Source organism: Bradyrhizobium sp. th-b2 (genome assembly GCF_000426785.1).
Lineage (GTDB): Bacteria > Pseudomonadota > Alphaproteobacteria > Rhizobiales > Xanthobacteraceae > Bradyrhizobium > Bradyrhizobium septentrionale.
Genome location: NZ_AUGA01000078.1, coordinates 1 through 23,760, shown reverse-complemented (window position 1 = coordinate 23,760; position 23,760 = coordinate 1). Strand labels below are relative to the sequence as shown.

The window sequence follows — 23,760 nt, the reverse complement described above, 5'->3', positions numbered from 1 at the left end:
GCAAGGTCCCACGTTCAATCCACGAAAAGGCCCGGGACGTTGCGCGCGATATTGCCAAGACTGATGCCTATGTCAGGTCCCGGCGCGAACGGAAGAAGATTGAGATGCTCTTCGCGCACCTCAAGCGCATCCTGCGCCTCGACCGTCTCAGGCTAAGAGGCCCGTTGGGCGCTCGTGACGAGTTCCTCCTTGCCGCAACGGCGCAGAACCTCAGGAAGCTCGCAAAGCTGATCCCGATCCCTGCGCTCCAGCCCGCCTAGGCGCAATCAAGCACCCGTGCGCCGGTCGCATTGCCCGATCCCAAATTGCCAGTTCGCGGACTTCTTCAACACAATCCCCTGAAAAGGCGACATAGAAGCGATCTGTCGGCACGTCGGCGTTGGGCCAATAACCGACGTCTTCTGAGTTGACCAGCACCATGGCTCCTCATCGCGAGGCTGAACGGCCAGCCGACTGTGAAAGGTGCACCACGATTACTTGTGTGATATAGTCCAACGAGGTGCAACCGGGCCCGCCGCCATGGACCAAACCATCCGTTTCTGCACGACAGCAGATGGTGTGCGGCTTGCCTATGCGGTGAGCGGAGATGGGCCGCCGCTGGTTATGTCGGCGACGTGGCTCACTCATCTTGAGCACCAATGGCACAGTCTCGCGTGGCGGCCATGGCTCGACGCCTTCACCCGCGAGTTTGAGGTGTTGCGCCATGACTCCCGCGGCTGCGGCCTATCGGATAGAAACGTCGGTGATCTCTCGTTCGAGACCTGGGTAAGTGATCTCGAATGCGTGGTCGAAGCGGCCGGCTTTCGGAGGTTCGCTATAGTGGGGACTTGCTGGGGTGGCCCCATCGCCGTCGAGTATGCCGTACGCCATCCTGAGCGGGTGAGTCATCTCGTCCTCTACGGCACCTATGCGCGAGGCAAGATGCGTCGGACGGATACGCCAGCCGAGGCGAAGAGAGGAACCGTTTTGGGTGACCTGACGCGACTTGGCTGGGGCCAAGAGAACCATGCCTTTGTGCAAATATGGTCCTCGCTCTTCCAGCCGGGCGGTACGCCGGAGCATTCGCGGTCCTGGTGCGATCAGATGCCCGCCGCGACCTCAGCAGAGACGGCCATCCGACTGTTTCAGATCGCCGCGCATACCGACGTGCGAGACGTCGCACCCCAGGTGAGGTGTCCCGCCCTGGTAGTGCATTCGGAACGCGATATGATTGCGCCAATGGAAGAGGGTCGATTGCTCGCGAGCCTCCTTCCCGATAGCCGCTTCGTTCAACTCGACAGCGACAATCACATGTTGCTCGCGGACGAACCAGCGTGGCAACGACTCGTTGTCGAAGTGCGACGCTTTCTTGCTGAACCATCCAACGAGGTTGTGACGTGTCGCAAGTCATTGTCGCTCGACGAGCTTACACCGCGTGAACGGACCGTGCTCGAAGCCATCGCCCAAGGACTCAACAACCCGGAGATCGCGCAATTGCTTCGGCTTTCGGAAAAAACGGTCCGCAATCACATTACCAGGATCTTTGACAAGATTCGGGTCAAGCACCGCTATCAGGCCATCGTAATGGCCCGCGAAGCGGGACTCGGCGGCGCAGCGAGTCCGCCGGTCGCCGCAGAGGCAGGACATTTGTCCCGCGCGCCAGACGCAGTGCCAACTCCGCGCCAGGACATCGGCCTCAATACAACGGCCTTCGCTCGGCCCATAACGTCGGCACGGCGTGCACCTGCCACGCCCGCACGCAGATCACGGTAAAGCACAATCGTGTGAAGCGAGCAGTCGGGTGAGCGTCAAGTAGGCCCGAAGCATGGGCGACCCTTTTCCAGGCTGATCTTGGCGATTCGCTTTGCCGGAGTTGAGGAGCAAATCATGCATGCCAAGATTCGCGGCGTGGTCGCGGCCGTCCTTCTGACCACCGCAGCGCCACCGGCTTTCGCCAATGTCATTACCGATTGGGACGAAAAGGCTGTCGTTGCGGTTACGCCGATGGCCGCTCTCAATGGCACGTCGCCCTACACGGCCATCCGCATGTTGGCGATGGTCCATACCGCGATGTTCGATGCGGTCAACGCGATCGAGCGCCGCTACCAACCCTATCTAGTCCAACTGCCTGCGGACCCAACCACTTCGAAGGACGCTGCCGCGGCGGCGGCCGCCGCCACGGTGCTGGCGACCATTGACGATAAGACAGCCGGGGATATGAAACGCGCCCTCGTGGCTTACCTCGGCTCAATTCCCGACGGTCCCGCCAAATCGGATGGTATCCGCCTTGGCGAGTCTGTTGCAGCCAAGTTGTTGGAGGAGCGGGCGCATGACGGCTCCGGCGCACCCGATGCCTATCGGCCGCGGACCTCGCCTGGGGTCTATGTGCCGACTGCGATCACGCTGTCCTCGATGTGGCCGGACATGAAGCCGTTCGCCATGACCGCAGGGTCCCAGTTCCGACCGGCCCCTCCGGTTTCGCTAGACAGCGAGGATTGGGCAAGGACTACGGCGGACAGAACAGCACGAAGCGAACAGGCCAGCAAACCGAGACTGCCCGGTTCTGGATCAACCCGCTGACCGGCTATCAGCCCTTCCTGCGTCAGCTCGCGACAGCAAAACAGATGGATGTCGTGGACAGCGCGCGCTTCATGGCGCTCTCGGCCGTTGGCCTGAACGACGCCATCATTGCGGTATTGGACGCCAAGTACCAATACAACTTCTGGCGACCGATCACTGCCATTCGCAACGGTGACATTGATGGCAACCCGGCCACTGATCGTGACGCAACCTGGCAGCCAATCGGCCCCACGCCAATGCACCCTGAATACCCGTGCTCGCATTGTATCCAGAGCGGGGCCGTAGCCGGTGTCGTGAAGGCGGTTCTCGGAACCGAGGATTTCCCCGAGGTCGCCCTGACCAACCCGGCGCTGCCTGGTGTAGTCCATCATTTCGCCAACGTGGGAGCCATGACCGAAGAGGTCGCAAACGCGCGCATCTGGGCCGGCTTCCACTATCGTTTCTCGACACACACGCATCGGTACGCAGATGGGATTCCAAATCGGTGATTACGTCGTGAAAAGCGTCATGCAACCTGTGACGCTCGCCGGTGCTCGCTAATTAGGGCCGGCTGCCGGGGCTCACACCGGTAGTTCGGCAACTTGCACACGGGCCCGCCACGCTACCGCGATCTAGCGCGAGCTTGTTCGCAAGCCACCGATGCCGGCCAAGACGCTACGCCGTCATGACCGCTTCGGGTCTCACGCGGAAGTTTCGGCGGGCCTTCCGCTGAAGTCCGCAAACCCCAGTGAGCAGACATTCGCAGGCCGCGCGATGAGGTCCGAGAAGGGCCAAGAACGGAAGTCACCGTCCCCTCGGGTGTTTGCCGCCCACCCCCGAGAGCCGACATTGGTATGTACCCCGCGCGGATCCTTTTTCGTGCCGCAAAAGAACTTTTGGGCCGCGGCGAATAAATCCCAGCGGCCCGGAAGGCCCTTTAGTTCATGCGATCCGCGCTCGGCCCGCACCTGCCACGAGATCAGTGACGACCCTTGATACCAAGACCTCGCTCGACTGCGATTTGGACTATGGGCACGACTCTTATTGGCCCTTAGCCGACCCGGCACGACCCGCGGGCTCATGTCCACTTGTGGCAATAGCCGACATGGGGCCTCTTCGCCAAGATCGGCCCTCATCGGATCGATGACTAAAAGGTGCGCGCGCATGTGGGTTAACCAACGGCCATAACGAATGCGCCGAAAGGATGCTGGCCGATGTCCGTACTCGGCCGACGTCAGATTTCCAAAATGAGCCCGCGACGGAACGTCCATCCTCCGAACGCGATCTAAGAAACCATTACAAATGCTTGCTTTCTTCAGTCAGCAGCCTTTAGTGAATTTACAATCTACGGTTGAAAACCACGGTCCGTTGGGGTTTTGGTCGCTCCGAGCAGCCCACCCGAACTATCGGTCAGGGATCAAGCCGCAGGTTGGTCGATTTAATATTTCCTGACGATGGGTTTTGTTGTCGGAGGCGCTCCGGGCGCGGGCGGCGAGATAGCGAAGGTCACCCAGGTGTTCCAGCCGGATGGCCGGTCTTCCGCAGCGAACTCGCCGTAAGCCTTAAAATTGAGATAACCCTGCATGTCGCCGACCGGAAACAGAAACCCGATCTGGGGGCCGATGCCAACCACCTGGGACTGGAAGCAGCCGACACGGTCACCTGAGCCGCTGTCGCAGCCCAGCTCCTTGTAGACATAGCCCACGAGGCCAACCATGACCTGCTTCGACAGGAATTGCGATGCACCCCAGTCGAAATGCATGTCGACGCCGTTTTGATACTGCGTCGCAGTATTCTTGAAATTGTAGGTGAAGCCGAGCACCCCGGAGAATTCGTGTCCGGTCTGCGGGTTGAAATAGGTGTAGCCCGCGTCGATCGCGCCGTGTCCGATACCCAGGTTCGACAAGCGATCGGATTGGTAAGCGCCAACCGGGATGTCGCCGGTGATATAGGTCATGTAATTGTGGACGCCGGCGTTCCAGCGCAATGCGAATTGTGGGGCCAAATCCCCGAAGCCCCATGTCGCGTCGCTGATGGTGTCGGACCGCGCGAAGGGGTGTTGCCGAACGGGCCCGTGGCCACGCCGGACAAAGTCCCCGCCAGGCTGGTGCCGACGATGCCATAGGCCGCCAGGAGGGACACTGACGCCTGGCCGCCGAGCACTGGCGTTGCAAATACATAACTCGGGAGCACAAAGCCAAGATCGCCGGTGGCGTTGACATTCAAATTCAGATTTGTGTTGACGGTAACGTTAGCCGGAACCCTGCCGAGCGTAAATTCGCGCGCCCGCGCGACATCGGCGCCGGCGGATACGGAGGTGTGGTAGTAGATATTCGCCAGCGACCATCCCGGCTGCTGCGGCGTGGCCGCCAAGCTTCCAAAGAGGCCTGGGATCCAGAAACTAATGCCGCCTTCATCTGCCTGCGCACGATGGGAAAAAAGCATCATCGCAGGCGCTAAGACGATTGCAGCAACGCCAAGTCTGCGTCGCTGTACTGGAGTCGGCCGCCCTCTTTTCGGCACGACCAGTTCCGCTGTCATATTGCGCTCCGCAAGTATGTTGCCTTCGAAATAAATCCAGCGACAGCGTAACCCAGCGCAAGCAGGGCTCACCATGCAAAAATCAGCCCGACTCGATTGGCCAGGAAAAAGATTCATACTGAGACCAGAGAGCCACTATGCAGGTTGTGCCAACGGCTCTGTTTCTCCTGGGCTGCAAGTTCGTCTATCCGCACGTTAGATGGGATTGATGCTATTGCTAGAGGCGAATACGTAAATGCTCTGCGTCTTATTCGGCCGCTGGCCCGTGATGGCTACGCCACAACCCAGCTCGATCCCCGGGTAGTGCATGTGACAGGACGCGGCGTGCGACAGGACGATTCAGCTGCAGCATGATGGTTTCGGAAAGCGGCGGAGCAACGCCACGCCTTCGCCCAAACCAACCTCGGGGTCCTGTCTCGCGACGGCAAAGGCGTGACGTAGGACCTACTAAGGCAATTTTGTCGTTTCGGAATGCCGTAGACCAAGGCAACGCCGTCGCGGCGTGTTACTCAAGTAATACTATCAACTGTCGGGTAGCCCCCTGCCACCACGTCGGGCGCCTCGCCGTCAGCACTTCATGGGAGGTACATCCATGAAGCCGTCATTTGTGGCACATGGGCACCGCTATCTCTGGCTTCCCTTAGCCGTGATCTCGATCTATGTGTTGGTCAGCTATCTGATATTGCCTGCAACCTGGGCTCGGATCGAACATGAGCCAGGCCTGTCAAAGCGGCCGATGGTGACGTCGACGGCCGAGGGCATGCCGGGGGACCCGATCAACGTCGGTCTGATGGGAACGCGAGAGGATGTGGTTTTCGCATTTCATGCCGCAGGTTGGTATCCAGCCGATCCGATTACGTTGCGGACCAGCCTGGAGATCATCGGCAGCGTGTTGCTTGACCGCTCCTACAAGGACGCGCCTGTCAGCCCGCTCTACTTCGACGGACGACGTGAGGATCTGGCGTTCGAAAAGCCAGAGGGGATAAGCGCGGACCGTCGGCAGCACGTCCGGTTATGGCTGGTGCTGTCAAATGGCGCCGATGGCAGTCCTGTTTGGCTCGGATCGGCGAGCTTCGATACCGGTGTAACCCTGAGCCGCGATACAGGACAGGTAACGCACAAGATTGCACCAAACGTCGATCAAGAGCGTGACGGCCTGATTACCGGATTGGACCTCGGCCGTTCGGTGCTTAGAATCTATCAGATCAGAGGAATTGGTCCGACCTTGAACGGCCGCAATGGCGAAGGCGATCCCTATTACACCGATGGCGAGATCTGGATGGCCCAGCTGGTGGCGCGCGGCGAGAAAGCTGCGGCGCCGGCCAAACTGCTGCCGGTGCCGGCCCTGATCCAGGTGAAGGACAAGATGTTCGCCTGGGCTTCATCGTCCGACTGACGTTTGCTGGCGCCCCGCAGCGAATGCCGCAGAACCGTCAGCGAGCCCACTGCCCCATCTCTAGACAAGTCATAAGACTGACGTAGCTCGGTGTGCCGCCGATACTCTCCTGCGGTACGCACTGCGCCTTACTGGAAGCGGAATATTTCGACCATTGGCGCGCCAGCCGCTGTCGCGCCCTGGTTTCGTCTCCTATGCAGGTCTTTGATGACTGATCGACAGTGAGCCCTGCTGTCGCCGCCAGGTCGAACCTGCAGCTTCGCGAAATATCGAACGCCGGCACCCCGTCCGCGACCGCGACGACCAGCTGCGAACTCACGACGATCATGGAAATCGATATAGGCATCTTTGCGCTCCTTGTATGTTCTTTTGGCTCGCTTAGCGTGCTCACCCCGCGCTACTTTGTGCTCCGCGTCCCTACCGCTTTTCCGATAGCCTCAAACAAAGCCTGTTTCTGCAGCGGCTTTCGAAGGCTGGCCACAAACCCTCGTTTGTGCTCGCTCAACACGTCGTTGTCATGTGCAGAAATCAGAATCGTCGGAATTGTTATGCCGTTGCTTACGAGATGCTGATGCAGTTCCAAACCGTTCATCTCGGGCATCTGAAGATCGACAATCAGACACTCGGGAAGACCAGTTGGCAATGCCGCGAGAAATTCCTGTCCGGATGCAAAAGTTCGCGCCTGAAATGAGTGCGTACGCAACAACCGGCTCAAAGCCTTGAGCACGGCCGGATCATCGTCCACAATCGCAATCCACGGGGAAGCTTCCACCATAAATGATTATTGCTGGTGCGGCGAGCGCGCGTCGAGTTGGCCCTTGGGCCAATGTTCCCCTATTTCGTAAGGCGGAGCTTCTCGGCCATCCGAACTAGGTCGGCCACGGTGCGAATTCCCAGTTTCTCCATCATCCGACTGCGGTGGACCTTGATGGTCTTTTCGACCGTACCCAGATCGCCGGCGATCTGCTTGTTGAGCCGCCCCGCCACCACATGGATAAGCACTTCTCGTTCGCGCGGGGTCAGGGTGCCTACCTTCGCCTGCATCGATTCCAACTCGGAATGAAGCCGACGCGACTCGACGTCCCTGGCTTCAGCACGGGAAACCGCATCGAAGAGTTCCCTATCCTTTACGGGCTTGGTCAGGAAATCGATCGCGCCGGCCTTCATGGCACGCACACTGGTGGGAATGTCGCCTTTTCCGGTAACGAACACGACAGGACGATGATAGTCGCCGACGGTCAGCACCCGCTGAATCTCCAAACCGTCGAGACCGGGCATCGAAACGTCCAGCACAGCGCAGCCGGGAAGAGCTACGTCGTGCTCTTCGAGGAATACCCGCGGCGAAGAATATTCCTTGACGTCATGGCCGCTGCCGCGGAGTAGGCGCGACAGCGCCTTGAGCACTCCGGGGTCATCGTCGACAAGGTAAACCGTAAATTTTTCCGTCATGCATTACCCATTTCCGGCTGCTGGATTGGTAACGAAAATACCGCAATGGCGCCCCCGCCCTCATCGTTGATCAGATTCAGCTTCCCCTGATGCGCCTGTATGATCGTCGAACAGAGCGGCAGACCCAGGCCGAGACCATGGTCCTTGGTGGTGTAGAATGGCTCGAACAAATGGCCATTTTCCTTTGGACCGATGCCGTGTCCCTGATCCTTCACGCGCACATCTACCATTCCAGCTTGATCCCCTCGTGTTGAGACGAAGATTGAGCGCTGTGTTATCGGGGTCGAGGCCATAGCATCCATCGCGTTCATGACAAGATTCAGCAGGACTTGCTGTAGCTGCACAGAATCGCCCCGCGTAAAAAACGCGCTGTTCTCCAGATCAAGCCTGACGTTGATATCGCGGCCAATGAGCTCACTGTTCAGCAGGCTGATGGTTGACCTGACAAGGTCATTGATATTGACGTTTTCCGCGTTCCGCTCGCCCTTCTTCAGAAGACCGCGGAGACGGTGGATAACCTCGCCGGCTCGATTGTCTTCATGAACGATATCTTCGAGCGCATCGCGGATTTCGACGAGGTCCGGTGAATCTTGCGCGAGGAGATGCAGAGCCGCTTGGGCATTGGACAAGATCGCCGTGAGCGGCTGGTTGACTTCGTGCGCTATCGATCCGGAAAGTTCACCGAGCACGGAGACGCGCATCAAATGTTCAACTTCCCGACGTTGCAGCGCGACCTCAGCTTCGGCCGACTTCTGTTCGGTGATATCGATAAATATGCCGCCGAGGTGATCCGGTCGGCTGCCGCCCTCTGAACGAGAGCGGGCTCGCATGCGTACCCAACGCACCTCTCCACCCGGCAGGACAATTCGGACGTCGCTGATGGCAGGCTGCTCCGTCTCGAATGACTTTTGAAGCGATTGGGTGGCAGTTTGCAGATCGTCGGGGTGAACGACCGAAAGGAACGCGTCGCGGGTCAACGGCGCATCGCGCGCAAGACCAAACAGCGCCCTGCAATGCTCCGTCGTCCAAAGCTCATTGCGATGCCGGTCAAATTGCCAAAGCCCGATATTAGCGGCAGCGGCTGCGAACGTCATCCGCTCCTCGCTTTCCTTGAGCAGATTTTCGGCGCGCAACCGTCTCCGCCGCTGAATCAGCAGCGCGGCAACAACTAATGATTGCAAGGCAACAATCAGGATGGCAGCACTGACGATGCCTCGATGCTCACTCCAGATTGTCGGTTCTTTGAACAGCACAACAGTATCGGGAGGAAGTCGGCTCTCTTGAAGCTTCCACCGCGCCAAAGCCCTGTGATCGACTCGATAGGACTGTCCCGGATTTGTTTCCGGGGCAATCGTGGCGGGGTCTCTCCCGGCAAGGATTTGAAGCGCCATGTCTGCCGCTCGGACACCAACCGATTCAAATGTCTCAACGAAGCCACCAACGATACCGTTGCCAATATAGGTGTCATAAGGCGCGTAGAGCGGTGCCGGTGACACGGCGGCCAGAGAGCCTGCCACTTCAGCAGGGACAAAGGCTCTGCCTCCATTGTCGGCAAAAAACGTCAAGTATAGTACGATCGCATCATGGGGGATATTCTCCACCTCCTCCATCAGCTTCGCATGGGAGCGATCGAACAGATATGTCACCTCGAATTTTCGTTCACGATCCTCGATGCTTCTTCGAGCGACCGATTGCCACCGCCGATCCACCTGCCCGCTGCCGGCGATGACGAACAGACGGGTCGCTTCAGGCTGCAGTCGCTCCGCAAGCGCAAGCGTCTTGTCGAGACTAAACTCGGAAACGATTCCGGTGATGTTCGGCGGTAGCCGCAACGCACTATAGCTTTGTGGGGATATGGCCGTGAATACGACAGGGACATTTGGCGCGATGTTGTCGCGGTGCCTGACAACGAATGGCAAAGCTGCGCTGCCCAGCGTGATCACGACGTCGGGGGGGCGTTTCCCGTACTTTAGTAACAGAAACATCGCTACCCGGGATTCGTACTCGGCATCCGTGTTTCGCGCCAGGTCAAGAAAGTCTGCATCGATTTCGAGTGGTTGTGGCGAACGTTCCAATAATCGCTTTCGAGCCCCATCCGCAATCAGTGTCGTGGCGGGGAATGTGTAGTTGAAGGCATGCAGCATGAGCACGCGTCGCGGCTCAGCGGCATACGACTCCGCCGCGAAAAGAAAAAGGAGCGCCAAGCTCCGCCAAACTATGCGCGTCGTCCTCGTCATTCCGGAAAAGACCGCTACGCCGAAAATACACCGATGCGGATTCACAAAGCGCCTGGAGATACATAACCTTACCACGTTTCCCGGCATACCTCTCTAGCAATTCCTGAGCGCGATCAAACGTCGCTTGCCTGACCCGTCCGCTCGATTTTGCGGGCCACGCATGCAGTGACCGCCCCATATTGTCGCCAATCGGCTGCTGCGTCACGATTTAGAGCGGACGAACACAACCTCGAATTTCTGTTTGACGACGACCTGATCGTAAACACCTATCAGTCGATCATTCGCCGCATCATAGCTCAGCGTATAGGTAGAACCGTTGTAGCCGGAGGCGCGTAGCTCAAAGAAAAGTTTGAGACTGTTGCCGTCGCTGGTAGCGACGGCCGTGTGAAAAGGCAGCGGCCTCGGATTGGCGTAACTGGCGTCAAGCCGGCCATCGGCGTCTACCGAATTGATCGTGATCACGTAGCCTCCCTGCACCCTGACCCAGCGACCCTGCAGAACGCCAAACGCAGCCTTGGCTGCGGATTCCGTCGCGGGAGGTACGGACGTTGGCGGCGGAAGCTGCGTCAGCGCCAAGGCCGGGTTGATAAACAGCGAAAGGCTAACAATGGCGAATGGTATTGGATTCATGGCCTTTTCTCCAATCAAGTCTTTGATGGACTTACGCGTTCGCGCGTTACTTCTGCTCAAGCCGCCACGAGCCGTCCCAATTCTCGCCGGGCGGGCGCAGGATGAATTTATCGAGACGATTGATGAAGGTTATCGACGGGCCATCATCGGGGACGATAGCGAGCGCCGCCGCAAACGCGCGACGCGATTCGTCCCATTCTCGACGCCGGTAGCGGGACAATCCTTCCGAGAAACGATCACGCAGCTTAAGCTGCGCCGGCGAAAGCTCGCCCTTGCGCGCCATGATCTCGAATACTGCTTGGGGTTGATTTTGTCCCAGCACGGCAACTCGGTCGATCTCGCGCGCGTCCACCGCGTCGGAGGCGCCGGCCATCGTTGCCTCCGACACCAGAATGCGACCGCCATATTCCTTGTTGGCGCCCTCCAGACGGGAGGCGAGATTAACGGTGTCGCCCATCACGGTGTAATTCTTCATCCATTCGGAGCCGATGCTGCCCACGAGCACGTCGCCGGTCGCAATCCCTATGCGCAGATCGAATGCGGTGGGAAGAGTGCGAACTCCCAGAAGTTCGGGAAGCTCAGTCCTCAACTGTGGAACTAACTCGAGCATCTTCAGGGCAGCCAGGCTGGCGAGCCGCGCTTGCGCGGCGTCGTCCGTAAACGGCGGGCCCCAATACGCCATGATCGCATCGCCGATATATTTGTCGATGATTCCCTCATGATCGCGGATCGGAGCAGACATCGTCGAAAAGTAACGATTCATAACCTTCACCAGACCCTGCGGTGTCATTCCCTCGCTTGTGCTGGTAAATCCCCTCACGTCGCAGAACAGCACGGTCATGACGCGCCGCTGCCCCTCCACCGCCAGCATGGGCCGGTCAATGAGTCCTTCGACGATGCGCGGATCGATGTACTTTCCAAAGGTCTCGCGGATTCGCTCCTTGAGGCGCAATTGCTCTATCATCTGATTGAAAGCCGTCGTCAAATGCCCAATTTCGTCTTTCGACGTAATGGGCACCTGTTCATCCAGGTTGCCCGCTTCCACCGCCTTTGCGCCTTCGAGTAGCCGCCTGACCGGGCGCGTGACCCCAGCGCTGACCAAGAGCGAAAACACCAGTCCGAGAACCGCGGCAAGCAGCGTCAGGAATGCGGCAATCAACGTCACACGACGTTGCCTTTGCGCGGTCAGATCCGCATCCGCGCGCAGGAGCACCAGCATGTCTGCCCGGATCCCGTCGAGCTTGCTGTTGAGCTCATCGCGAAGCGCATCCACACGGCTCAGGCTCTCGTCAATCGTCGAGGCGTTGCCCTCTTCCAGCAGATTCAGCAGACGGCTGATTTCATCGTTCAGATGTCGCCGGGAGTCGTCAACGGCCGCATCGAGACGCACCTGAAGCCGAACCAGCAAACGTGTATCGCCGGAGGCGGCGTTCTTTTCTATCAGGCCGCCGATAAGCTTGCGCGCCGCCTCTATTTCGTTGTCGAATTCACCACCCTTGGCATCGAATCTGGCGCGGAGTGCGGTGACGTCATTCGATGACGACAGGAGTTTTTCGATGATGAGCCGCCGCAGCTCGAGCGCGCGCTCCACTGAACGAATATTGGCTCGCGCAAGATTGCCGTAAGCAGGAATGTAGCTCTGGGTAAGTTCATCTAGCTGGCCGCCCACCTGTATGACCGACGCCATCGATAGAAGGGCGGTAACCGCCATCAGCGCGATCAATACGACCGCGATGCCCATGATCTTCCGCCGAATGGATAGGCTGATCATGTTTTGACCTCTTCGTGCTGCGAGCGGAGGCTCGACGCGTTTTTCAGGCGATGGTAACGAGCTGGGTCGTCGCATTCTGTCAGCAATATCAACGAAGCGACATTGACCTCGAGGGCAAGCCCTTCACGGCACTCTGCTCCCCCGCGAAAATGGAAGTCGACCGATAGGTACTATGCAGATTGTGCCCCGCTATTGGCCCACGGTCCAATAGCGGGGCAGGATCCTTCCACGTAGCGTATTTCCGCTCAGAATGCGCGTCGCGTGCATCGGTGGGGAGGTAACGGATTGATGACAGCGCACCCTGCGACCAAGCTTGCGTCCGCTGTCACCATCTGTGACGGTCCTTTAGACATCGATAAAATGATCTGGATACCCGGCGGCACCTTTCGCATGGGATCGGACAGGCATTATCCCGAAGAAGCTCCGGCGCACCGCGTCACCGTGGACGGTTTCTGGATGGACCGCTATCCGGTGACAAACCGGCAATTCAAGGAGTTCGTGAAGGCTACCGACCACGTTACACTCGCCGAAATCGCGCCCGACCCGAAGGACTATCCCGGAATACTCCCGCACATGGTCTATGCCGGTTCGCTGATGTTCTCGCGGCCCAACCATCCGGTCAGCCTGCACGACTTCAGCCAGTGGTGGACGTTCGCCAAGGGCGCTGACTGGCGACACCCCTACGGCCCGGGCAGCAACATTCGTGGATTGGACGACCATCCTGTCGTGCATGTCGCGTTCAACGACGCCCTCGCCTACGCGAAATGGATCGGCAAGGATTTGCCGACCGAAGCGGAATGGGAATTGGCAGCGCGTGGCGGGCTCGAGGACGCGGAATTTGCGTGGGGCGATGAATTCACGCCGGCCGGCCGTCACATGGCAAACACCTGGCAGGGAGAATTCCCTCGCCAGAATGCGAATGCCGATGGCTTCGAGCGCACCTCGCCGGTCAGTGCATTCCCTCCGAACGGCTACGGGTTGCACGACATGATCGGCAACGTCTGGGAGTGGACGGCCGACTGGTATTCACCGAAGCATCAGGCGGATGCGCCGAAGGCCTGCTGCATTCCGCAGAACCCGCGTGGCGGCCGCGAGACCGACAGTTACGACCCCAGAACGACCAATGTGAAAATTCCACGAAAGGTGATCAAAGGCGGCTCGCATTTGTGCGCGCCGAACTACTGCCGGCGATACCGGCCGGCAGCGCGCCACGCGGAGCCGGTCGATACTTCCACCAGTCACCTCGGCTTTCGATGCATCAGGCGAGGAGCGACTGAAGCATCATAAAAAAGGAGAGCGAAGCCATGTTGAGTACCGTATTCGCTGCCAAGCGGCCATTTATTGCGACGCCGCCACGCAAGACGCGTTGTTTGCTCAAGCAGTCCTTTGCCACGCTGCTCGGCGCGACGATGTTGATGTCGCTGTCCGGGCCGGCCACCACACCGGCTGTGGCCCAAGCGCCGGCGAAGCCGAACATCCTCTTCATCATGGGCGACGATATTGGCCTGTTCCAGCCGAGCATCTACCACCGCGGATTTATGGTCGGGGAGACGCCCAATATCGATCGCATCGGCAACGAAGGCGCGACCTTTATGACTTATTACGCCGAGCAAAGCTGCACGGCTGGGCGTACGGCCTTCATCACCGGCATGCAGCCGGTTCGCGTTGGAATGGTCTTGCCGGAAATTCCCGGCAGCCCGTCCTATCTGCGGCCCGGGACGCCGACGCTCGCCAAGTTCCTGCTCGATCTCGGCTACAACACCGGCGAGTTCGGCAAGAACCACTTGGGCGACCACGCCGACTCTCTGCCCACCGCGCACGGCTTCCAGGAATTCTGGGGCTATCTGTATCACCTCGACGCCATGCAAGGTGTGAGTTTCCCCGACATCAACAAGACGCCGACCCAGCAGGGCCTCGCGCCGCCATGCAAGAACACCCCGGTCCCCGGCCTGCCCGAGGTTCTTGGCTCCGTGGATCCCAAGACCACGGTCTGCCTGACACCACCGCGTCCGGTGCTCGCGTGCACGTCATCCGACGGCACTGGCGCTAAACAAACGTGCAAGGACGAAGGTCCGCTGACCCTCGATCGTTCGAAGACGGTGGACGAAGAAATCTCGGCAAAGGTCGTCGACTTCCTCGACCGCAACGATCCGAAGAAGACTAACAAGCCGTTCTTCGCCTGGTACAACCCGGCGCGCATGCACATCACGACCGTGCTGTCGGACAAGTACCAGGCCATGGTGGGCCAGCCAGGCGGCAAGGACTGGGGTGTCAACGAAGCCGGCATGAAGCAGATGGATGACAACATCGGCGTGGTGCTGAAGAAGCTCGAAGACATGGGCCAGGCCAACAACACAATCGTGGTGTTCACCACCGACAACGGCGCCGAGACTATCACCTTCCCGGACGGCGGCACAACTCCGTTCAAGGGTGGCAAGCTGAGCACCTGGGAAGGCGGCATGCGCGCTCCGGCCGTCATCCGCTGGCCCGGCGTCATCAAGCCAGGCACCATCAAGAACGAAATGTTTGCCTCCCTCGACTGGCTACCGACGTTCGTGGAGATCGCCGGCGGGCCCAAGGGCGACGGACTGAAGCAACGGCTCGAGGCCGGTGAGTACCCCGGGCTCGTCAAGACGACGCTCGATGGCGTGAACCAGATCGACTATCTTACCGGCAAATCCGAGAAGTCGGCACGCGACCATTTCCTCTATTACTCCGGCAAGGAGCCATCGGCAGTCCGCTACCAGAACTGGAAGATGTACTTTGCAATGGTGTCAGACGCGCCCTCGGGCTTCATTTCCGGTGTGCTGCCCTACCACTGGACACAGGTCGTCAACATCAAACGCGATCCCTTCGAGACCTCCGTTGGTTCACAGCAGAAGACGCTGTTCGGTATGGGCGGGGCGATTGCTTCTCCGTCTACCGCCTATGTCTATGACTGGAACATGCTGCCTATCGGCCAGCAGTTGTGGCTGATGCACCTCGAGACCTACATCAAATTCCCGCCGCTCCAAGATCCAGCCAGCTACAACCTAGAACAGGTCATGCAGCAGGTTCGGGAAATGAAGACGGCCGGTCGCAGCGACTAACTGCGCGCGACAGGCCGCAGTGCAGAACAAGAGAAGAAGCGGCCGGCCCGAAAAGGGCCGGCCGCTTGTGCTTGGATGACCCGCGTTGCCCAATGTGGGTCCGACGTGCCGCCTTGGCAATTCGGTGGAAGCGACCTCAGTGGCAATCAGGAGCGTCACTTAGGCGCCGATTTGGTCGCGCAACATCAGCGACACCAGCCAGGAGATCTTGGTCGTCCAGGACTTCAACACGGGCGGAGTGAACGACTTCGTCAGCTTCGCGGGTACATCGCTGCATTCGTTCGCCGATGTTCAGGCAGCTGAATTCTATGATACCAGGATCAACACCACGATCATCACCGACGCCGCGGGCAGCGCGGTCTGGCTGATCGGGGTCGCGCCGGCACAGCTCGATGCGAGCATGTTCAAGTTTGCCTAAAGGAAACCGGGTGACTCTTCGAATCCAAGACGGCTGACATGTTCGCGGGTTCCTTGGACGCCTGCATTCCACGACTTCACGGTCGCCGGAGATTGCACGGTGTTCCGTGGCTGAACAGCCGGTTTGCACAATCAACCTGGCAGGAGGGTCCACGACGGGCAGCTTAGGGGCGATGATTCTGTCCGCCGCCACACGAAGGGCGCCGGCAAGTTTCGACCGGTTCAGTTAAGCGCAACGACATCCACTGGCTCCGAGGCATTCATTATGGGCTAGGAGGCCGCGTAGAGCCGACTTGGCACCTCGGGCGTCAAATACTCGCCTCCAGGCGTATCTCTGCTCCACGCGGCCTCGCAGGCGCAGGGCGCTTCCGCCAGCGGACGACGAATGGTCCCAGGCCAGTCTGCTCCATCTGAGCGATTGCGACCTAGGTAAGATCAACGCAGTCTCTAGCGGGCATGCGACGTGCCAAATCGACCTGATCAAGATTGGAAGGCTCGAGTCGACGGTTTCGAGGCTCGCCGCAGACCTGGCAACGACCAACTTCGTCGACATCGATCTCAAGCGCTGATGTTTCGAAATCGTGACGCTGCTCTAGATCACCGCCGAATATCTATCTGGCTGAAACCTGTGTGGTAGTCGCGGCGCCGCGCCATCTGCAGGCTTGTTGCATCCCGGGCAGTGCGCGCCGGCACCGCCGCATGTGCAGGCCGTTCTCAAGGTCGCCGTCCTGTGGACGGCGAAGCGCCTTGATTCTTGCTCATAGGGCTTCGCCTAGCTGTCTTCCTGATAGTCAGGCACAAATCGCGCCTGCCATGAGATCAGGCCGCGACGCCTGAGGTCGTTATTGATCTGGATCAACTTGGCCGCGCGGTTCAAGCCACGCTGGAATTTCTACCGATGGGATTGACACTCTCGGCAGGTGCGGAATGATGGTTCCGGCAGTGACGATCAAACCGTCGTTGAATTTTGTTCGCGCAAAATCCTTAGCTTCTGCCTCTGTTGCGAACGTCTTAGTTAAGCGCGGATGTCGCCTTCTTGACAGCGTGCCATCTGTCGGAACTTCAAAAGTGACATACCAAGTGTGGTTCATGCCGCGATGCCGCCACCCAGTGTCGGTCGCCTATCCTCCGCACCGGGACGATAAAAAGCCTCTGCCGGGAAACGGTGACGATCGTGTCTCCGTGACTTGCAAACGAGTACTTTACCGCCGCGCCCCAACGCGATTGACGCCACCGTTTGCATTGCCACCGGCGTTATAACGGACCGCAGCGCGCGCCACCGGACGAGGCCGTAGCACGACGCCAGCCCGGGCAACGCAACCCACCGGATATTCAACGTACTGGCAGTACACGACCGCCTTGGCTGGGATTGGACTGAGAGTGAGACCTGCAAGCCCCAACAGGGCGCTAGCAGCAATCCCGGCAACTGTCGCTGACTTGATCGAAAGACGTTTCCTCAGATGCATGGCGGACCTCCCTCTTTGCGCTTGCGTCACTGAAAGGTGACGCCTCAGGTGCGGCTGAACATAGCGTGCGCGCCAAAGGATCGCTGGCGTTGACCTAGATCAAAGGAGGCTCTGTGCGCTGGCGCGGCTTGCCCGGTGTTCCTGTCGGCCTGTCGCTTCCCCGCGTGCTGTGCGCCTTCCTACTGCCCCTGACGCCTGCGTGCCCGTCGGTTGCCGCTCCCCTTGTACTGCCTGTCGTGGTGACGCGGTCACAGTGATGGGCGCGCAGCTCTCGATGTTCGCTTGCTCGATGTGATGGGCGTTGCTCGTTGCTTGTCGTTCTCAGTCGATTATCGACCGCGTTTTGTCGCGTCCTCAAAAGCGCACCACCAACCAGCGCACAAGGCACCATGCAGGTTCTCAGGCAAGTCCTGATGCAGGTCCATCAATGCTTCGATGGAAGCGATGTAGCCTTGTTGCCAAGCGTCCTTCTCGTCATCGGTTCTAAATTCGTCCTTTCGCATCTGCATCTGACGGTTCATCTTGGATTATGCCCTGTTCAGCGGTCCCGCTCTGGGCGGATAATTTGGTGAAGTCTGGTGTTGACGCTGGCGATGGTGAGGGCGCGCCTCGTCGCGCATCCCTAATGCGACGCGACGAGTTGCCCGAAACGTCGTGCTTGGTGCGGATAGCGGTAATCGCAAAATTTGGGAGGTGGCCTTACCGAAGGCCAGTCCGGGCCACGGCCATTTTTGCGATCTCTCGCGGCTCGCGAACGCCTATCGCGCCGACCTCGACAACCTTACGAGCGACCATGTCGCAAAGTGGGTCGTTACGATCAACCACGCCCAGCAAGTTGAGAGCTTGGTTGAAGGCCGTGTCCAAAAGCTCGATTTCTTCCGGCGTGCGCTCGTCTTTCAATAACCTTTTGATTGGCATTGTCCCGCCCTCAGCCGACGCAGCAATCCAAGCCCTTATAGCACTGGAACTCTGTTCATGGCCGGAGATACTACGGAAGGAACGCTGACCCGTCACGAACGCGGCTGACGTCAATCGCGCCCGCAATTGAGGACATTTGCAGCCGCGCAATCTCGGCTTAATTTTATGCCACTCGGTACACAAAGGTGCGCTGCGATGTCTGCTAGTCTAGGAACCACACTTTAGCGCGCCGAATTATTTGTAGGTCATCCAACGGAGAGACCAATGAAGAAATTTGTCGCCGTTACTGCTCTTACGCTTATGTGCGGTTCGGCCTTTGCTCAGAACACCGGCCCCGCTCCACAGACCGGGATGGAGAAGCCCGGACTGACGAACGGTGCCAAGCCAGATGGTTCGATGGATACGACCGGCATGAGCGCGACCAAGGGAAATATCAAAAGGGACAAGGACGGTGCACCGGCCCCGAAGGACGAGAAGAAGTAGTCCCGAGAACGGATTGAGACGTTTACTTTCGGGGACGCGCGGGCAGTATTTTTCCCAGTATCAGCGCGTCCCAGAAACGTTCTAACCGTCACCTACGAACCGGCATGTAGGCGAAGAATATGTCCTTTGACCCGATCTGGGCGATCGATGATGTCAGTTGGCCCATCGTCGCGACGCGGTTGGCGTGCTCGAGCTCCAGTTGCGTCTCACGGTAGCGCCGCTCGCTTTCACGTGCTTCTGCCTCCGCGAGCTTGCGCTCAGTCAAATCAAGTACGAAGGCAACTCCATGATCTTGCTGTTCGTCGAACGCGGCCGAGCCGACCAGCACAGGCACACGGCTGCCGTCCCTGCGCAAGTACTCCTTTTCATAAGGTTGGACCGCGCCAGGCGTGTCTGTGCCAACTAGGGAGCGCGCGGGACTGGGCCGCCATTCCGACGGCGTCAAGTCAGCCAAGCGCATGTTACCGGCGGCGATATCCACTCGGTCGTATCCGATCATCTTGAGGAACGCGTCGTTGGCTTCGATGATTTCACCCTTCCGACTCGAGATGAAAATCCCGATGATGTTAGCATCGACCAGTCGCCTGATTTTCGCCTCGCGCTCTGCGGCGTCGCTGTACGACCGGGCGTTCTCCAGCGCGATTGCCGCCTGTGAGGCGAGCAGCTTCAGCACCGCGATCCGCCCCGGCGTGAACACATGCGACGCCAGACTGTTTTCGAGGTACAGTACGCCGATCAGCTCAGCCTGTTTCAGCAACGGCAGGCAAAGAAGCGACCGTGCCTGTTTGAGGCCTATATATTCATCTCAGAAGAGGCGATGACATCCGAGGCTTCATGCGCTATCGTTGCAGGCCAACATTTAAGAATTGCGACTCCACTTCGACCGCAGGCAAGTAAGGCCAGAGTGTTCGCGGGCGACCGAAACGCAATCGAAATATCTGCTCGGGCGTGAACTCCGAGACGCATGGGAGGAAACGAACCATGTTGGATGCAAAGGCGGAAAGCCGCAATCGCCTCGATAACTGGCTTGTCTGGACGGCGGTCTCGGTTCTCGGGGCCTTCGCTCTCGCGATGGTCGCGCTCGTGCGCGGGGAGCATGTGAGCGCGCTCTGGATGGTGGTGGCGGCCATCGCGGTCTATCTGATCGCCTATCGCTATTATAGCCTGTTCATCGCCCGCACGGTGCTTCAGCTCGACCCCAATCGGCCGACGCCGGCGCACCGTCACAACGACGGGCTAGATTACGTTCCAACGAACAAATACGTGCTGTTCGGCCACCATTTTGCGGCCATCGCCGGCGCGGGCCCGCTCGTCGGCCCCGTGCTTGCCGCACAGATGGGTTACCTGCCCGGCATGCTGTGGATTCTCACAGGCGTCGTGCTCGCGGGCGCGGTGCAGGATTTCATGGTCCTGTTCGTTTCGATGCGACGCGACGGGCGGTCGCTCGGCGACCTCGTGCGTTCGGAACTCGGACCCGTGGCCGGGGTCATCGCGCTGATCGGCACTTTTCTGATCATGATCATCATTCTCGCCGTGCTCGCCCTCATCGTGGTCAAGGCTCTAGCCGACAGCCCATGGGGCATGTTCACCGTCGCGATGACAATTCCGATCGCCATCTTGATGGGCGTCTACATGCGCTTCATCCGGCCCGGCGCCGTGGGTGAGGCCTCGGCCTTCGGCGTCGTCGGACTGATGGCCGCCATCATCCTGGGCGCGAACGTCGCGGAAAGCCCAACCTGGTCGGCCGCGTTCACGTTTTCGCCGACGCAATTGTGCTGGCTCTTGATCGTCTATGGCTTCGTCGCCTCTACCCTGCCGGTCTGGCTGCTACTCGCACCACGCGACTATCTTTCGACGTTCCTCAAAATCGGTGCGATCGTCGCTCTGGCGCTCGGGATTCTCTTTGTGGCGCCCGACCTCAGAATGCCGGCGGTTACGCGCTTCGTCGACGGAACCGGCCCAGTCTGGTCGGGGAGCCTGTTCCCATTCCTATTCATCACCATCGCCTGCGGCGCCGTTTCCGGCTTCCACAGCCTGATCTCGTCCGGCACCACGCCCAAGCTGATCGACAACGAAGTGCAGGCGCGTTTCATCGGCTATGGTGGCATGCTGATGGAAAGCTTCGTCGCAATCATGGCGCTGGTGTCGGCCTCCATAATCGATCCCGGCGTTTATTTTACCATGAACAGCCCGGCCGCTGCGATCGGAACGACGGCCGAAAGCGCCGCCGCCAAGGTGAGCGAGTGGGGCTTTGCGATCACGCCCGAGCAGATCAAGCAAGCGGCGGTTGATGTCGGTGAGAAGACGATCATCTCGCGCGCCGGCGGCGCGCCGACGCTTGCCGTCGGCATGGCCCAGATTTTCTCCAACCTGGTGGGCGGGAAGGCGATGATGGCCTTCTGGTATCATTTCGCCATTCTGTTCGAGGCGCTTTTCATTCTCACCGCGGTTGACGCGGGGACACGCGCCGGGCGATTCATGCTGCAGGATCTCCTTGGCGTGTTCGCGCCAGGGATGCGCAATATCGCATCGATCCCGGGCAACGTCATCGCCACGGGCCTATGCGTCGCGTTCTGGGGATATTTCCTCTATCAAGGCGTCACCGACCCGCTCGGCGGCGTCAACACGCTGTGGCCGCTGTTTGGAATCTCCAACCAGATGCTCGCGGCCATCGCGCTGATGCTGTGCACGGTCGTGCTATTCAAGATGAAGCGCGAGCGTTACGCCTTCGTCACGTTGCTTCCCACGGCATGGCTCGTGATCTGTACGCTCACGGCAGGCTTGCAGAAAGTCTTCGACAGTGCGCCGAGTATCGGCTTCCTCGCGCACGCCAACATATTCCGCGCGGCGGCGGACGCGGGAAAGGTGCTGGCTCCGGCCAAGAACCTCGACGAAATGAGGCAGATCGTGCTGAACGATACGATCGATGCGGTCATGGCCTTTATCTTCGTGCTGCTCGTCGCGAGCATGATATACTTCGGTGTTCGCGCCTGCATAGAGGCATGGCGCTCGAGCGCCTGGACCGCGCGTGAGCTACCGGAAGCGACGAACGGACCCCAGGTCGCGGTCCCGGCGGAGTGAAGCAGATGAAACAGGCCCCGACGACGAATCTCAAAGACGCGCTTGCCGCCTTCGGCAAGTGCGTATGCGACGGCGCGCGACTGATGATCGGTGTGCCAGACTACGAAACCTATGTGGCACACATGCGCCGCAAGCATCCCGAGCAACCGGTCAGGAGCTACGCCGAGTTTTTCCGGGAGCGGCAGTCGGCGCGATACGGCGCCGGATCGACGCGCGGTTTTCGCTGTTGCTGAGCGAGCGTTTGGTGTTTAACTTTCGATCGTGAAGACTGGAAGTCGGCCCGAGCTTCAGCCTCTCAAGAAACCCTAAGTCTCGACCCTGAAAACGGACATCATTGGGTTGCTGAGTATGGCGCTCCGCAGCTTTTCGGCTGGGGCGCCACGGCGTGATGCAGTGCTATTCCCTGTTCCCGTCAAGAAACCCAATCGACCGGGACGTAGGTTGCGTGTCGGTCATCGTGTCATTAACAATAACCCGATATTCATTTCGTCCGTAACCAGCGATCGCCTTACCTAACCGCCGTGATTTCTTGAGAAGCCAACTCTGGACTATACGAGACAAGAGCTTTGCAAATCTGATCACTTTGGCGCGCCTGCAGTGCTCGTCTGCGCAAGCTCAGACGTGACCCAGTGAGAAAGCTTCGATCGAAACGCATTCCGTGAATGGCCGGCGACTCGAGTCCGTTCGCAGTGAACCATTGATGCCACTGCACTTGCTTCACATCCGAGCGGATTACCGTAGTACTTGGCCTAAAATATCCTTTGGCTTGCGGATCTTTTTACCGATCTCAGGGGTACAAAGCGGAGTGGCAGTTTCTTCGCCGAGCGGTATCACATCGACCCCCTCTCCACGCGGCTGACCGTAAACGATGTCGAGATCGAAATCGTCGTTTGTGAAGCGGGCGTATTCGGTATTGGCAGCGAGCCGCACTTCGAGTGTGGTTCGGCCGCGAAAAACTTGGCCAGCCGTGGGGCGAGCCATTGAGCCGCAAAGCTTGGCGCGCAATGCAACCCTCAGGAGCCGGGGTCAGCGACCCGAAACCTCCTTCGTCGATCGTGGCGATCAACGTACCCTGGACCAAGCGGCCGGCCGATAGCACACACATTGTTCCAGGCTCATCCGCAAAGGAGTCAGATCAGAAGGTGCTTCAGTCTTTGGCTCGGGTGCACGCTTGGCAGCGGGACCTCGCAAGCGGGCGTTTCGCGTCGGTCGAGGATCTGGCCGTCGCGGTAGGTCTCCATCTCAAGGTCATCCGTGGCGACTGCGGCTGGCCTTCCTCGCGCCAAGCACTCTGAAAGGCGTCCTCTACGGCGAAATCCCGCGACTTTGCGCGATCTGCGGAAGATACAGGCACTCAGCTGGCAAGGTCAAAAAGTGGAACTATATTGCGGTGGGCAGCTGCTGGTGGGCATGCGAGTTTGAGAAGATCCGTGATCGCTTTCTTACTGTTGGTATTTGTGCCGATCGGAATATCTGCCGGGCGTTACTATTGGTTCGCCGACACGCGAGGCAATTGGCAAACGGCGGATCGTTCAAGCGCTGGTCTTCTGCCCCCGGCGCCTTCCCATCCCGAAGCGTTGATCCGGGTATTTGCTGCACGGACCGTGCGGTGGCGCGGCATATTCGCAGTCCATACCTGGATCGTGGTCAAGGAAGCCGGTGCCAACAATTACAACCGATATGATTACACTGCATGGGGCGAGCCTATCCGCGTCAATGGCTTTGCGGCGGATGGTCGCTGGTT

Annotated in this window: 20 protein-coding genes and 3 pseudogenes; 12 read left to right on the top strand and 11 right to left on the bottom strand. The window is 59.3% G+C overall.

The features are described 5' to 3' along the window. The 4 genes from K359_RS0141505 to K359_RS65025 form a co-directional block, all read left to right on the top strand. Positions 1 to 260: transposase (locus K359_RS0141505; protein ID WP_029082718.1), on the top strand; the 260-nt coding region annotated here is incomplete at its 5' end. A 259-nt stretch (positions 261 to 519) separates the two neighbouring features. Then, positions 520 to 1,752, top strand: a complete 1,233-nt coding sequence (locus tag K359_RS54910; RefSeq protein ID WP_051346703.1) for an alpha/beta fold hydrolase — start codon at positions 520 to 522, stop codon at positions 1,750 to 1,752. Between the two features lie 114 nt (positions 1,753 to 1,866). Next, complete coding sequence (locus K359_RS65030) at positions 1,867 to 2,559, top strand: hypothetical protein (protein ID WP_245284880.1); 693 nt, start codon at positions 1,867 to 1,869, stop codon at positions 2,557 to 2,559. Then, positions 2,475 to 3,047, top strand: coding sequence for a vanadium-dependent haloperoxidase (locus K359_RS65025; protein WP_245284879.1), 573 nt, complete (start codon positions 2,475 to 2,477; stop codon positions 3,045 to 3,047). Before K359_RS65030 ends, K359_RS65025 begins: the two co-directional genes overlap by 85 nt. 929 nt (positions 3,048 to 3,976) lie before the next feature. On the opposite strand, the pseudogene K359_RS54900 reads toward K359_RS65025, so the two are convergent. Then, positions 3,977 to 4,983 (bottom strand): annotated as a pseudogene (locus K359_RS54900) (transporter). A 688-nt stretch (positions 4,984 to 5,671) separates the two neighbouring features. Here K359_RS54900 and K359_RS0141480 point away from each other — a divergent pair. Then, on the top strand, positions 5,672 to 6,475 hold the full coding sequence (locus K359_RS0141480; RefSeq protein ID WP_084518708.1) for an LssY C-terminal domain-containing protein: 804 nt from the start codon (positions 5,672 to 5,674) through the stop codon (positions 6,473 to 6,475). 397 nt (positions 6,476 to 6,872) lie between these two features. On the opposite strand, the gene K359_RS0141470 is transcribed toward K359_RS0141480, so the two are convergent. The 5 genes from K359_RS0141470 to K359_RS0141450 all read right to left on the bottom strand — a co-directional run bounded on the left by K359_RS0141470 (position 6,873) and on the right by K359_RS0141450 (position 12,562). After that, the gene (locus K359_RS0141470; protein WP_245284878.1) at positions 6,873 to 7,220 is read right to left on the bottom strand and encodes a response regulator transcription factor; all 348 of its coding nucleotides are present in this window, start codon (positions 7,218 to 7,220) and stop codon (positions 6,873 to 6,875) included. Between the two features lie 89 nt (positions 7,221 to 7,309). Further along, positions 7,310 to 7,924, bottom strand: coding sequence for a response regulator transcription factor (locus tag K359_RS0141465; RefSeq protein ID WP_029084455.1), 615 nt, complete (start codon positions 7,922 to 7,924; stop codon positions 7,310 to 7,312). Beyond that, positions 7,921 to 10,068, bottom strand: coding sequence for an ABC transporter substrate binding protein (locus K359_RS57780; protein WP_165128436.1), 2,148 nt, complete (start codon positions 10,066 to 10,068; stop codon positions 7,921 to 7,923). Before K359_RS57780 ends, K359_RS0141465 begins: the two co-directional genes overlap by 4 nt. 294 nt (positions 10,069 to 10,362) lie before the next feature. After that, entirely contained in the window at positions 10,363 to 10,791 is a 429-nt protein-coding gene (locus tag K359_RS54890; RefSeq protein ID WP_198031258.1) for a hypothetical protein, read from the bottom strand. Positions 10,792 to 10,837: 46 nt separating this feature from the next. After that, positions 10,838 to 12,562, bottom strand: coding sequence for an adenylate/guanylate cyclase domain-containing protein (locus tag K359_RS0141450; RefSeq protein ID WP_029084453.1), 1,725 nt, complete (start codon positions 12,560 to 12,562; stop codon positions 10,838 to 10,840). 360 nt (positions 12,563 to 12,922) lie between these two features. Here K359_RS0141450 and K359_RS54885 point away from each other — a divergent pair, with 360 nt between their 5' ends. The 3 genes from K359_RS54885 (at position 12,923) to K359_RS0141435 (ending at position 16,069) form a co-directional block, all read left to right on the top strand. After that, positions 12,923 to 13,849 (top strand): formylglycine-generating enzyme family protein, encoded by a 927-nt coding sequence (locus K359_RS54885; RefSeq protein WP_035978036.1) that lies wholly within the window; start codon positions 12,923 to 12,925, stop codon positions 13,847 to 13,849. Between the two features lie 128 nt (positions 13,850 to 13,977). Next, a complete protein-coding gene (locus K359_RS0141440; protein WP_029084452.1) occupies positions 13,978 to 15,651 on the top strand; it encodes an arylsulfatase in 1,674 nt (557 codons plus the stop codon). Positions 15,652 to 15,859: 208 nt separating this feature from the next. After that, entirely contained in the window at positions 15,860 to 16,069 is a 210-nt protein-coding gene (locus K359_RS0141435) for a hypothetical protein (RefSeq protein ID WP_029084451.1), read from the top strand. Positions 16,070 to 17,270: 1,201 nt separating this feature from the next. On the opposite strand, the gene K359_RS65015 is transcribed toward K359_RS0141435, so the two are convergent. From K359_RS65015 to K359_RS0141415, 3 genes are all read right to left on the bottom strand, one after another. Continuing rightward, entirely contained in the window at positions 17,271 to 17,534 is a 264-nt protein-coding gene (locus tag K359_RS65015; RefSeq protein ID WP_084518705.1) for a hypothetical protein, read from the bottom strand. Between the two features lie 329 nt (positions 17,535 to 17,863). Next, a complete protein-coding gene (locus K359_RS0141420) occupies positions 17,864 to 18,055 on the bottom strand; it encodes a hypothetical protein (protein WP_029084449.1) in 192 nt (63 codons plus the stop codon). 178 nt (positions 18,056 to 18,233) lie between these two features. Further along, positions 18,234 to 18,452 (bottom strand): hypothetical protein, encoded by a 219-nt coding sequence (locus tag K359_RS0141415; RefSeq protein ID WP_035978034.1) that lies wholly within the window; start codon positions 18,450 to 18,452, stop codon positions 18,234 to 18,236. 264 nt (positions 18,453 to 18,716) lie between these two features. On the opposite strand from K359_RS0141415, the gene K359_RS54880 reads away from it, so the two are divergent. Then, positions 18,717 to 18,935: a hypothetical protein gene (locus K359_RS54880; protein ID WP_035978033.1), complete on the top strand. Its 219-nt coding sequence runs from the start codon at positions 18,717 to 18,719 to the stop codon at positions 18,933 to 18,935. A gap of 139 nt (positions 18,936 to 19,074) precedes the next feature. On the opposite strand, the pseudogene K359_RS0141405 reads toward K359_RS54880, so the two are convergent. Continuing rightward, a pseudogene (locus tag K359_RS0141405) lies at positions 19,075 to 19,740 on the bottom strand (PAS domain S-box protein); the annotation flags it as partial. Positions 19,741 to 19,916: 176 nt separating this feature from the next. On the opposite strand from K359_RS0141405, the gene K359_RS54875 reads away from it, so the two are divergent. Continuing rightward, a complete protein-coding gene (locus K359_RS54875; RefSeq protein ID WP_051346699.1) occupies positions 19,917 to 22,016 on the top strand; it encodes a carbon starvation CstA family protein in 2,100 nt (699 codons plus the stop codon). A gap of 5 nt (positions 22,017 to 22,021) precedes the next feature. Continuing rightward, positions 22,022 to 22,249 (top strand): YbdD/YjiX family protein, encoded by a 228-nt coding sequence (locus tag K359_RS0141395; protein WP_029084446.1) that lies wholly within the window; start codon positions 22,022 to 22,024, stop codon positions 22,247 to 22,249. A gap of 398 nt (positions 22,250 to 22,647) precedes the next feature. Here the strand turns inward: K359_RS0141395 and K359_RS54870 are convergent. After that, positions 22,648 to 23,026 (bottom strand): annotated as a pseudogene (locus K359_RS54870) (LysR substrate-binding domain-containing protein); the annotation flags it as partial. Positions 23,027 to 23,446: 420 nt separating this feature from the next. Between K359_RS54870 and K359_RS54865 the strand changes: the two are divergent. Next, a partial coding sequence (locus tag K359_RS54865; RefSeq protein WP_035978039.1) for a DUF3750 domain-containing protein occupies positions 23,447 to 23,760 on the top strand: 314 nt, incomplete at its 3' end.

Bases quoted from the DNA above. Each gene is read 5' to 3' on its own strand.
- K359_RS54910 (WP_051346703.1), top strand. From the start codon at position 520: ATGGACCAAACCATCCGTTTCTGCACGACAGCAGATGGTGTGCGGCTT.
- K359_RS65030 (WP_245284880.1), top strand. From the start codon at position 1,867: ATGCATGCCAAGATTCGCGGCGTGGTCGCGGCCGTCCTTCTGACCACC.
- K359_RS0141480 (WP_084518708.1), top strand. From the start codon at position 5,672: ATGAAGCCGTCATTTGTGGCACATGGGCACCGCTATCTCTGGCTTCCC.
- K359_RS0141465 (WP_029084455.1), bottom strand. From the start codon at position 7,924: ATGACGGAAAAATTTACGGTTTACCTTGTCGACGATGACCCCGGAGTG.
- K359_RS57780 (WP_165128436.1), bottom strand. From the start codon at position 10,068: ATGCTGCATGCCTTCAACTACACATTCCCCGCCACGACACTGATTGCG.
- K359_RS54890 (WP_198031258.1), bottom strand. From the start codon at position 10,791: ATGAATCCAATACCATTCGCCATTGTTAGCCTTTCGCTGTTTATCAAC.
- K359_RS0141450 (WP_029084453.1), bottom strand. From the start codon at position 12,562: ATGATCAGCCTATCCATTCGGCGGAAGATCATGGGCATCGCGGTCGTA.
- K359_RS54885 (WP_035978036.1), top strand. From the start codon at position 12,923: ATGATCTGGATACCCGGCGGCACCTTTCGCATGGGATCGGACAGGCAT.
- K359_RS0141440 (WP_029084452.1), top strand. From the start codon at position 13,978: ATGTCGCTGTCCGGGCCGGCCACCACACCGGCTGTGGCCCAAGCGCCG.
- K359_RS65015 (WP_084518705.1), bottom strand. From the start codon at position 17,534: ATGCATCTGAGGAAACGTCTTTCGATCAAGTCAGCGACAGTTGCCGGG.
- K359_RS0141420 (WP_029084449.1), bottom strand. From the start codon at position 18,055: ATGAACCGTCAGATGCAGATGCGAAAGGACGAATTTAGAACCGATGAC.
- K359_RS0141415 (WP_035978034.1), bottom strand. From the start codon at position 18,452: ATGCCAATCAAAAGGTTATTGAAAGACGAGCGCACGCCGGAAGAAATC.
- K359_RS54880 (WP_035978033.1), top strand. From the start codon at position 18,717: ATGAAGAAATTTGTCGCCGTTACTGCTCTTACGCTTATGTGCGGTTCG.
- K359_RS54875 (WP_051346699.1), top strand. From the start codon at position 19,917: ATGTTGGATGCAAAGGCGGAAAGCCGCAATCGCCTCGATAACTGGCTT.
- K359_RS0141395 (WP_029084446.1), top strand. From the start codon at position 22,022: ATGAAACAGGCCCCGACGACGAATCTCAAAGACGCGCTTGCCGCCTTC.